Origin of the sequence: Bacillus sp. JJ1609, assembly GCF_036967045.1 — a bacterium.
Taxonomy (GTDB): Bacteria; Bacillota; Bacilli; order Bacillales; family Cytobacillaceae; genus Mesobacillus.
In genome coordinates this window covers 98,348-109,515 of record NZ_JBALSS010000003.1, presented here as the reverse complement: position 1 = coordinate 109,515, position 11,168 = coordinate 98,348, and the positions used below count along the sequence as shown (strand labels likewise).

Below are 11,168 nucleotides of genomic sequence, written 5' to 3'. Positions count from 1 at the left end.
CACTACAATCAACAGGGTTCACATAACAACATTGGGCTTTACACAGCCTAATTATAAAATCCCGCTTGATTACTTCACTGGAATACTTACTAATTAGGTATTCTGAAACTTAAAATACAGCAAAAGGCCATCCTAAAATGCAGGATAGGCCTTCCCATTGAGTTTAAATGACTATTTCTAGAATTTTATTTTAAAGAATCCAAGTCCTCGAAAAAACGAGGATATGATACTGCTACTGCCTCACTATCTTCAAGACTAACTTCTTCGCTGGATATAAGGGCAGCGATTGAGAGCATCATTCCTATCCGGTGGTCTCCATAGGTTGATACAGTACCACCCTTAAGGTCTGTTTTGCCTTCGATGATCATACCATCTTCTGTTGCTTCAATTTTAGCGCCAAGTTTGGTTAATTCATTCACCACTGTATCAATCCGGTTTGTTTCTTTCACCTTTAATTCAGCAGCATCTTTAATGATTGTCTGGCCTTCAGCCTGTGAAGCGAGCAAGGCTATTACCGGTATTTCATCAATCAGCCTTGGGATTAATTCTCCTGCCACTGTCGTGCCTCTTAGCTGGGAATATTTAATTCTGATATCACCAGCCGGTTCAGTTGAACTTTGATCATAATTTTCTATTGTCAGATCGGCTCCCATTTCTTTTAGGACATCGATAATGCCAGTCCTTGTCGGGTTCAATCCTACATTCTTGAGCAATATCTCACTGCCAGGGGTGATCGCTCCTGCAGCCAGGAAAAATGCGGCTGAGGAAATATCGCCTGGCACATCAATATTCGTACCCGTAAGCTCTTGTCCTCCACTAACAATAACTTTATCGCCCTGTTGCTCGACACTTCCGCCAAATTGCCTGATCATCCGTTCAGTATGGTCCCTCGTCTTAACTGGTTCTATGACGGTAGTTACCCCTTCTGCCTGTAATCCAGCAAGCAAAATAGCTGATTTTACTTGAGCACTGGCCACCGGAAGTTCGTATGTAATACCCATCAATTTCTGACCATTAACAGTCAGCGGAGTAAATTCTCCATTGTTTTTGCCGGTAATCTTTGCTCCCATTTTAGATAATGGTACTGTTACTCTTGTCATCGGCCGTTTAGCAATCGATTCATCACCTTCCAGGCGAGTTTCGAATGAAAGGCCTGAAAGGATGCCCATAAGCAGCCGGATTGTTGTTCCTGAGTTTCCTACGTATAAAGTGTGATCGGATCTCCTCAGCCCGTCCAAACCTTTACCATGAATCGTCACTTCACTGCCACTCTGATTGATTTCAACTCCAAGACTGCGAAAACAAGAAATGGTGCTTAAACAATCTTCTCCAGGCAGAAAATTAGTCACCTTTGTCAGTCCGTTTGAAATTGAGCCGAACATAACAGCCCTGTGAGAAATCGATTTATCCCCTGGAACTTTAATTTCACCCTTTAATGAAGTTGATTTGGTTATTAGCTTCTTTACTGACATACTTCGCTCCTTATTCTCCAATAGAAGTACCATAGTTTGTATGTTTTTGAATGCATTTTTGTGCACTGGCGCGGTCTTCAGGTGTTTGAAAACTTATCACAAGCACCCCATATATATCTTCCCTTGTTTCAAGGATGCGAATATTGGTAATGCTGATCCTTTCATCAGCAAGATATCCTGTAATCTCGGAAATGACACCCGGGTAATCAGGAACATCCACAAATAAATCATAAAAACTAGGAATAGCTCCCTTATCACGAGCTGGCAAACCGTCCCTGAAATTTTTGGCTGTGTCGAAGTAGTCATAAATCAAACTTTCATCGCCAGCATGCAACATTTCTTTAACACGCTCCATCTCAGTCTGCCATTCATTAAGCAATGAAATAAGTACTGGACGATTCTGAAGCAATATGTCTCTCCACATTTTTGGATTACTTGAGGCAATTCTCGTTATGTCCCTAAAACCGCCGGCAGCCAGCCTGGTTATAAGTACATTTCCCTCATCTGCCCTGGCAGCCTGGTGCACAAGGGAGGCTGCGATGATATGAGGAAAATGGCTGACTACCCCAGTAAGGTAGTCATGCTCTTTCCCGGATACAAGGAGAAATTTGGCATTCGTACCTGACAACCATTCCTTCAGCTTGTCTGCAGCATCACTTTGCACTCCTTGTACCGGAGTCAGCAGGTAAAAGGCATTTTCAAAAAGAAGTTTCTTTGCAGCTGTTATTCCGCTTTTATGCGAACCTGCCATTGGGTGCCCACCTATAAACGTGATCCCTTTTTCAGTTAAGCATGAGGCTTTTTCAGCGATATACCCTTTGGTACTTCCTGTATCAGTGACTAGGACATCTTTCTTGAGCGGCACTTTCGCCAGGACCTCAAGAATCTTGGCAGCTGCTTCCACAGGCGTTGCGATGATAATTAAATCCGCCTCTTCTGCTCCGGCTTCGATACTCGCTGCTGCATCATCAATTATCTGCAGCATTTTTGCCAAATTGACTTGATGTTCATCTGCATCAAAACCTATGATTCTTGATTCAGGATGTTCTTCCTTAATGCAAAGAGCCAACGAGCCGCCAATCAGTCCTAATCCGATGATAAATACGCGGCCTTTCAAAATGCATCAACGCCTTTATTTAGAAATTGCTGTATTAACATGTAAATATTCTTTTATTTTTTCAATTACTCCAGCATTTTGTTCCCGGGAGCCAACCGTAATCCTTACACTGGTCGGGAATCCGAGTGCTTTGCCTGAACGCACGATAAACCCGCGTTCAAGGAGAAATTGAAAGACCTCTTGCCCGTCTGCGGCAAAATCAATCAAAATGAAGTTACCTTGGGAAGGATAATATTTTAATCCAGCTTCATTACAAAATTGATAAAACTGTTCAATTCCTGCCATGTTTTCCTGTTTGCATTTTTCAATAAAATCCTGATCCTCTAGTGCCGCGATTGCTGCTGCTTGTGCCAGTGTATTGACATTAAAAGGCTCCCTGGCAGGTTCTAGTGCTGCTATAGTTTCTTCATGGGCAATCCCGTATCCAACCCTTAGGCTGGCCAGGCCATATATCTTTGAAAAAGTCCTTAATACGATGACATTTTTATAGTCCTCAAGTAACCTAAGTGAATCGTGGAAGTCATCAGCAGAAACATATTCGAAATATGCTTCATCCAGCACGACAAGAACATCGTTTGGAACTCGGGAAAGAAACGCCTGTAAATCATCTTCTTTTATATAAATGCCAGTTGGGTTGTTTGGAGAGCATAACCAGACGACAGCAGTTTTCTTATCAATAGCAGCAGCCATGCCGTCCAAATCATGCGCGCCATCTTTTAAAGGAATTTCCCTGATTTCGCACCCCTCAATAATCCCATTATGTTTATATTGGGGAAAAGTAGGAGTAGCCATAACTGTATTTGTTTCCGGAGAAAGCAAGCCACGTGATATCATTTGGATGATTTCATCAGACCCGTTTCCAAGAATCAGTTGTTCAGGCTTCACTCCCAAATTCTCTGCGAGCTTTAGACGAAGGTCTGTCGCATAGCCATCAGGATAAATTGACAATTTGCCAGTAAATTTTGCAATCTCAGACATCACTTTTTCCGAACAGCCAAAAGGGTTTTCATTAGAGGCTAATTTCACAATTTCAGAAAGACCGTACTGTCTTTTTACTTCATTAATTGATTTACCCGGCTGATAGGGTGTTAATTTCAACAACTGCTCTTTCCATCTCATCTTATCCACCTCATCTAAACTACTCTTTAATCCATTATCTAATTAAAGCGATAAAGAACATGTGTTTATATTACACTTTTAGGTGCTGAATAAAAAGTATATTATTATAAATCCGTCCTTAATTGCTTGGCACCTTCGAGATAGATATGCTTAATATCCTCCTGCTCAAGCTCGGTATTAACATGTATCATGAACCTGATACACATTTGAAGTGAGTCGGGAACTGACAGTTCCTTCATGCACATTACTGGAACGTATGTCCAGCCAACGATGTTCCTTAAAGCTTTCGCAGGAAAAGCAGCGTTGACGTCCTCTGTTGCGGATATAAAAATGGATGCTACATCATTTGGGGAAATATTATTGGCACTGATCGCCTCTCTAAAAAGCCTTTCGGCAGCCGCTACGATTTCTTCCTCAGTGTTTTGATTAACCGTTATGGCGCCCCTTACTCCTCTAATCATATTATTCCCCCTCTTCCATAAATTTCTTAAGGCTGTTCTTCAATACAGTTTCTTCCACTTCCGAAACGACAGGGTCGCCGACCTCCTGCAGAAGCACAAAGCGGATAGTCTTTCCTACTGCTTTTTTATCCTGTTTCATCCTTAGGAGCAGGCGATCGATTGAAAGGCCGCTTGGTAATGATGTCTTATAGCCAAGGCTTTGCAGCCATGTTTTATATTCTTCAAGGTTAAAGGCAAGTTTGAGCACATCCCTGCTTAATTCAATGGCAAATAACATGCCTACAGCCACTGCCTCACCATGTGTTATATTGCCGTATCCAGCTTCCGCTTCAATCGCATGACCGAGTGTGTGCCCGAAATTCAAGTAGGCGCGAATCCCGTTTTCATGTTCATCCATTGCCACAACAGAACCTTTAATTTCAATACCCTTTGATAAGAATTCTAGCATTTTAGTATACTCTATACTTTTTAATGATTTGATTTCTTCCCTGAGCCAATTATAAAAGCCTTCACCTGATATAAGTGAATGTTTTATTACCTCAGCGAAACCAGATCTTACTTCCTTTTCGGGCAGGGATTCGATAAATCCCAGGTCATAAATGACTGCATCAGGCTGATGAAAAGCACCGACCATGTTTTTTCCTAACGGGTGGTTGATTGCAACTTTTCCTCCAACTGCACTGTCATGGGCTAATATCGTAGTCGGCACCTGGATGAATCTAATGCCTCGCATATAGGTTGCTGCTACAAAGCCTGCAAGATCTCCGACAGCTCCGCCACCAAATGCAATGATCAGAGACTTTCGGTCAAGTTTATTTTCAAGCGCTGCAGAAAGACATTCGTAGTACACATCAAACGTTTTTGCCTTTTCCCCGCTTGGAACTATTTTTTCAATGAATCGTTCCAGGCCTGAGTTTTCCCTGAAGTAAGGGAGATAAAGGTTTGCAACCGTTTCGTCCGTTATGACCATAACGGACGTATACTTAACTTCAGCTCCATTACAAAGGTCTCCCAGCATCCTGACTGCTCCAAGTCCTATGTGTACATGGTAGGATTTTGTGCTTGTATCTATTTTTATTTGCTGCATACTTAAAAGTCCCTCGCAGTTCTTCTCTGCTCCTCTATTAAAGCCTGTAGCGTCTCGAACCTATCCGAGTAAAATTGTTCTACAAGCGCTGATGCAAGTTCCCATGCTACAACATTTTCCGCCACAACTGCTGCTGCTGGAACTGCACAGCTGTCAGACCTTTCAATACTTGCAGCAAATGGTTCTTTAGTGTCGATATCGACACTCATTAATGGCTTATAAAGTGTCGGAATCGGCTTCATTACTCCGCGGACGATAATAGGCATCCCGGTTGTCATACCGCCTTCAAACCCACCCAATCGGTTTGTTTTACGATAATAACCCTTGCCTTCCTCCCACGCTATTTCATCATGAACCTGGCTTCCAGGCTTTCGTGCAGCTTCAAAGCCAATACCGATCTCTACACCTTTAAACGCATTGATGCTCATAATGGCGGCGGCTAGCTTGGCATCAAGCTTCCTGTCGTAATGGACGTAGCTGCCCACGCCTGCTGGCATTCCTTCCGCGATTACTTCTACGACACCGCCAATCGAATCGCCATTTTTCTTAGCATCATCAATCGCTTCCATCATCTTCAGGCCGGCTTCAGAATCAAAACAACGCACCGGGGATTCTTCTGTCGCTTCCTTCAATTGTGAAAGGGATGAAAAATCCTGGTTCCTTGCTTTTATGCCTCCTATTTCGACCACATGGGCAACTAGCTCAATACCAAGTAATCTTAATAATTTTTTAGCAGCAGCACCAGCAGCTACTCTCACTGTCGTTTCTCTGGCGGACGACCGTTCAAGGACATTTCTCATGTCACGGTGACCATATTTCAATGCACCATTTAAATCTGCATGTCCGGGACGTGGTCTGGAAATCTTTCTCTTGACCTCCTCAGGAGAATGTTCATCAAGTGGTTCCTGGCCCATTATACCTGTCCAGTGCTTCCAATCATTATTCTCAACAACTAGTGCGATCGGAGACCCAAGTGTCAGTCCATGTCTCACCCCAGAGGTAATCTTCACAGTATCTTTTTCTATTTGCATCCTTCTGCCACGCCCATGGCCCTTCTGTCTGCGTGAAAGCTCCTCGTTTATATCTTCAGCTATCAGCGGCATACCTGCTGGCATTCCTTCTATAATAGTTGTAAGCTGTGGTCCATGTGATTCTCCCGCTGTTAAATATCTCATATGCTTTCCCCCTTCAACTCGCTAAAGGATTTGTTTTAATATATCATACAGTTCAAAAGAAAAATAGCAATAAATTAATTATTTTGAAATTTTTATTGTACTGTTTTTGGAATGAAGCCATTTTATCATGAAGGGTAAAGACTCGCAAAAAGTCCACCTCAATTTTTAAAAGTAACGCTGAAAAATACAAAAGAGAGCACGGATTACCGGCTCTCCTTGCTATTTCTTTCTGTAAAAAAATGTTTCTGCAGTTTCGAAACCGTATGTATTCGGGTTAAAAATCTGTTCTGTACTGCCCACAAAAAGTATTCCTCCGGGCTTCAGCGCAGCGCTGAATTTTTGATAGAGTTCATCCTTTGCTTCCTCAGTAAAGTAAATAAGGACGTTTCGGCAGACGATCAAATCAAATGGTCCCCCGAAATGATCAGCCAAAAGATTTTGTTTTTTAAAGGTTACCGTTTTTTTGATATCATCCGACACTTTAAAATATGAACCCTCAGGGTTAAAATACTTTTTTACAATCTCTTTTGGCACCTCGTTCAGCGAGCGCTCTGAGTATATCCCAAGCTTCGCTTTTGCCAAAACATTCTCATCGATATCCGTCGCAAGGATTTGCAATCTCGATAAAGGTACATGTTTAGAAAGAACCATAGCCAAAGTGTACGGCTCTTCTCCTGTTGAACAGGCAGCACTCCAGATTTTCGGGTTTGAATTAACACTTATAAGTCCTGGCATAATAATCTTATCTAAAACTTCCCATCTTTTCCCATTTCGATAGAACTCTGAAACGTTAATGGTCATCCTGTCTAGAAACTCGTTCATAAGTTCATGATCATTGTTTAAAGCCTGAAAAAATTCATTAAAAGAAGCAAAGCCCTTTTTCTGATACAGAGAAGTTAATCTCCTTTTCATTTGCGCTTCTTTGTACAGCGCCAGGTTTATACCTGTTTTTTGGTAGACTTTTGTGATGAAATTTTCATAGTCACGCGGCATCATTGTACCCCTTCGTAAATAACTGAAAAAGATTGATATTCTCATTATAGCTGATTAAAGTCACTTAGAGAGACATTTATTTTCATTTGCTGTTTTTGTAATTATTGTTCTGTTAGAGTAGTTTTGAATTTCACTCAAGGATGCTCGCTTTCCGCGGGGTGGGCGGTAAGCCTCCTCCAATAACAATCTATTTGAAAAAGGGCCAAAAATAAAAAGGACACTTGTGTTTACAAGTGTCCTGGTGGGTTTAGTAAACCCACTCGTTGATTAATTTGCTGTACTCAGCCAATTCTTCTTTGTTGAAGAATAGTCCGATTTCACGCTCAGCGCTCTCAGCTGAATCTGAACCGTGAATAACGTTCTTTCCGACTGTAACGCCGAAGTCTCCACGGATTGTTCCAGGAGCAGCGTCCTTAGGATTTGTAGCACCCATCATCTGGCGAGCAGTTGCAATAACATTTTCACCTTGCCATACCATTGCAAATACAGGGCCTGAAGTAATGAAATCTACTAATTCGCCGAAGAATGGACGCTCTTTGTGTTCGCCATAATGCTCTTCAGCAAGTTCTCTTGGGATGTTCAATAGTTTTGCGCCAACTAGCTGGAAGCCTTTCTTTTCAAAACGAGCAACAACTTCACCAATCAGGTTACGCTGTACACCGTCAGGCTTGACCATCAAATACGTCTTTTCCATGAGTTCCACTCCTAATTCATCTATGTATGTGAACCGCTTACAAAAGCAACCCTTGAAAATAGTATCATTTTTTTGAAAAATTCGCAACTTGCTAATACTTGCGTTTACCAATAAATTTTGCAATATCCTGTAATGATTTTTTGGCCTTGTTTGGCGGGAGTTCACCGAGTATCGACAGCGCCTTATCCAGATAGCGGTCGCTTAGATTAAGAGATTTTTCAATCGCTCCGGATCCCTGAATCATTTTCAGAATTTCATCAAGCTCCTGCCTATCCATATTTTCATGGACTGACATAATCTTCGTACGGATTTGTTCATCCTCCATCGCATACAAGACTGGCAGTGTGATGTTACCTTGCAGCAAATCCCCTCCAGCTGGTTTTCCAAGCTCTTTTTCAGTACCTGTAAAATCCAGGACGTCATCGGTAATTTGAAAAGACATACCGACATAGTAGCCAAAGCGATATAATTTGCGGTGGTCTTTTTCCGGAACTCCTGAAACAACTGCGCCAAGCTGGCAGCTGGCAGCGATCAGAAGTGCTGTCTTCCTTTTTATTCTTAGCAGGTAGTTGCGCAGGTTTTGTTCAAAATTATATTTATCTTTTATTTGCTCGATTTCCCCTACACTTAATTCGACAATCGTATCAGAAAGTATTTGGTGGGCGAGCGGATTTTCGATTTTCGTCATAAGCTCTAGAGCCCTTGCAAAAATATAATCCCCAGTGTACATGGCAATCCTGTTATCCCATTTTGCTTTGATGGTAGGCTGGCCCCTGCGCAATTCAGCATCATCAATGACATCATCGTGTACAAGGGAAGCCATGTGAATCAGTTCAAGTGAAACTGCGACATTCTTAATCACATTTATATCATAGTTGCCAAATTTGCCGCCAAGCAGCACGAATACAGGACGGATCCGTTTACCCCCTGCCTTGAGCAAATGCAGGCTTGCCTGCCTGAGCAGCTGAGATTCTGCCTGAATGGTATCTTCCAGCTCTTTCTCAATCAATGTTAAGTCCGAATTTAAATATGTATACAACAGTTTCATTTTCATAATATCCACCCAGCTTTTGCATCCTGTCCCGGCTCTAGTGCGGCAGCAGCCAGTCGGCTTACACAACCATAAAGTCTGCCAGGTAGGAGGGATTTTTTATGCTAGTGGGTTGTTATTTATCAATAATAAACAATCTCCCATAGCTATGTATAAAAAGTTATTATCACGTTTGAATTCCAAAATTATGTAAACTTAGACTTGTATGTTTAATGATAAAACGTTTCTCCTGCTTTTTTCAATGTCTGGCTGCACGAGATTGAAAAAATTGTGAAGAAAGTCTAATTAAAAACAGGCCGTCCTTCCTTGCCGAGCGAATAAGAAAAGGGCAGCCATGATCGTCTATTATTGTTTTCGGCCTATATGAACAGCGGCCACACCGCCACTATATGGTTTATATTCTACATTCACAAATCCTGCTTCAGAGAACATCCGAGCTAGTTCTTTCATGCCAGGAAAATCCTTTGCTGATTCCTGAAGCCATGAATATTCTTGATAGCTCTTAGCAAATAGCTTGCCAAACAACGGCATGATAAACCTAAAGTAAAAGCGATACACCTCTTTGAAACCAGGCATTGTGGGCTGGGAAGTTTCAAGGCAAACGGCCATCCCGCCAGGTTTCAGGACTCTGTGCATTTCACGCAATACCTGGTTATAGTCAGGAACATTCCTCAATCCGAAACCAATAGTCACATAATCAAAACTATTATCTTCAAATGGCAGCTCCATCGCGTTGCCATGAATGAGAGTAGCTTGATCAAGTTTACGATCAATCAATTTTTCTTCGCCAATCTTCAGCATATTTTTACTGAAATCAAGTCCGACAACGCTGCCTTCCTTGCCAGTTGCTTCTGCTAGTGCAATAGTCCAGTCAGCTGTTCCGCAGCAGACATCAAGGGCTTTAGCGCCTTTTGGGACATTCATTTTTTTCATTGTGTCATTGCGCCATTTAATATGCTGCTGAAAGCTGATGACTGAATTCATTTGATCATAATTTTCATAGATTTTTTCAAAGACACCATGAACTCGTTCTTCTTTCGATTGCTGCATTTCTTTTACCCTTCTTCCGCGAATTTTTTAGACATGGACTGGTGCTGGCCAGCGATAAGCTTTATCCGATCAGCAAGCAGGCTATTCATTCTTGGAAGCCTGTTTAAAGCTGTATCTATCATCGTCAGTGAAAATTCAATATAACGAGTACAAATTGATAATAAGTATTTTTGCTGTTCAGAAGAGAGTTCCGTAGAGCTTTGGTCCACTTTAGGCAATGCGATTTTCTTCAAGACATCAAAAACCAGCGATCTGCCCGATTGGAGGAACTTCTTTTCTTCTGCAATCAATCTTTTAACAAATAGCCAGTTTGCAGTTAGATCATGCCATTCTGGAGCATGGAAGTGATCAGCGATTTTACCAAGCAGTGTAGATTCAATCAATTTAACACTGTGCATCAATTTATCAATTGCTTCCGCTTCTTTTTGATAAACAGATATCTTATGCTCATTAATTTCCTTTACACCTGCTGCCAATCTCTTGATCATTTCAATGTCATCTGTTTCTGCAAGAAGTTTATAATACAGGCCACTAAAATAAATACCTGCAAGCACAGTTAATTGGCGGTTTTTATGGCTATTGTCTTCTTCACCTGATTGTGAGTTCTCGACATGCTCATGGGTATCAAGGGCAATTTGAAGGAGCATTGCGGTCACAGTATAATTCTCTATTTGTTCCTGCTTTACTCCGTACTGATCAAGTAATGAAATAAGCAGCAAGATCTTATCATCATCTATATAAGGAGATTCTACATGCTCCAGCAAATAAGGATGCGAAAGTTTTTCGAGAAGAAGATCTCTGATGCCGTCTAATTTGTATTGTAAGTCTAGCAAATATATCACCCTTGTTCCCCTTATTTAAATTGGATTGCCGGCAGCGGGCAGAAATTGTCGAATTAAGAAAAGCGCAAGCGACTTGACCAGCCCCGACAAGCGCTGGCCGACTAAAA

The 11,168-nt window shown here is 41.7% G+C and carries 11 protein-coding genes; all 11 read right to left on the bottom strand.

Annotation, left to right across the window (positions count from 1 at the left end):
* Positions 1-185 precede the first annotated feature (185 nt).
* The gene (aroA, locus tag V7654_RS02410) at positions 186-1,472 is read right to left on the bottom strand and encodes a 3-phosphoshikimate 1-carboxyvinyltransferase (RefSeq protein WP_335428183.1); all 1,287 of its coding nucleotides are present in this window, start codon (positions 1,470-1,472) and stop codon (positions 186-188) included.
* A 10-nt stretch (positions 1,473-1,482) separates the two neighbouring features.
* Entirely contained in the window at positions 1,483-2,589 is a 1,107-nt protein-coding gene (locus V7654_RS02405; RefSeq protein WP_335428181.1) for a prephenate dehydrogenase, read from the bottom strand.
* Positions 2,590-2,604: 15 nt separating this feature from the next.
* Complete coding sequence (gene hisC / locus V7654_RS02400; protein WP_335428178.1) at positions 2,605-3,708, bottom strand: histidinol-phosphate transaminase; 1,104 nt, start codon at positions 3,706-3,708, stop codon at positions 2,605-2,607.
* 104 nt (positions 3,709-3,812) lie between these two features.
* Positions 3,813-4,169, bottom strand: a complete 357-nt coding sequence (aroH, locus tag V7654_RS02395) for a chorismate mutase (protein WP_335428175.1) — start codon at positions 4,167-4,169, stop codon at positions 3,813-3,815.
* A gap of 1 nt (position 4,170) precedes the next feature.
* A complete protein-coding gene (gene aroB / locus V7654_RS02390; protein WP_335428173.1) occupies positions 4,171-5,256 on the bottom strand; it encodes a 3-dehydroquinate synthase in 1,086 nt (361 codons plus the stop codon).
* Positions 5,257-5,258: 2 nt separating this feature from the next.
* The gene (gene aroC, locus V7654_RS02385; RefSeq protein WP_335428172.1) at positions 5,259-6,431 is read right to left on the bottom strand and encodes a chorismate synthase; all 1,173 of its coding nucleotides are present in this window, start codon (positions 6,429-6,431) and stop codon (positions 5,259-5,261) included.
* A gap of 219 nt (positions 6,432-6,650) precedes the next feature.
* The gene (locus tag V7654_RS02380; RefSeq protein ID WP_335428171.1) at positions 6,651-7,424 is read right to left on the bottom strand and encodes a CheR family methyltransferase; all 774 of its coding nucleotides are present in this window, start codon (positions 7,422-7,424) and stop codon (positions 6,651-6,653) included.
* A gap of 247 nt (positions 7,425-7,671) precedes the next feature.
* The gene (ndk, locus tag V7654_RS02375) at positions 7,672-8,118 is read right to left on the bottom strand and encodes a nucleoside-diphosphate kinase (protein WP_335428169.1); all 447 of its coding nucleotides are present in this window, start codon (positions 8,116-8,118) and stop codon (positions 7,672-7,674) included.
* Between the two features lie 91 nt (positions 8,119-8,209).
* The gene (gene hepT / locus V7654_RS02370; protein WP_335428168.1) at positions 8,210-9,172 is read right to left on the bottom strand and encodes a heptaprenyl diphosphate synthase component II; all 963 of its coding nucleotides are present in this window, start codon (positions 9,170-9,172) and stop codon (positions 8,210-8,212) included.
* 342 nt (positions 9,173-9,514) lie between these two features.
* A complete protein-coding gene (locus tag V7654_RS02365) occupies positions 9,515-10,219 on the bottom strand; it encodes a demethylmenaquinone methyltransferase (RefSeq protein ID WP_335428167.1) in 705 nt (234 codons plus the stop codon).
* A 5-nt stretch (positions 10,220-10,224) separates the two neighbouring features.
* Entirely contained in the window at positions 10,225-11,061 is an 837-nt protein-coding gene (locus V7654_RS02360) for a heptaprenyl diphosphate synthase component 1 (RefSeq protein ID WP_335428166.1), read from the bottom strand.
* Between the last annotated feature and the right edge of the window lie 107 nt (positions 11,062-11,168).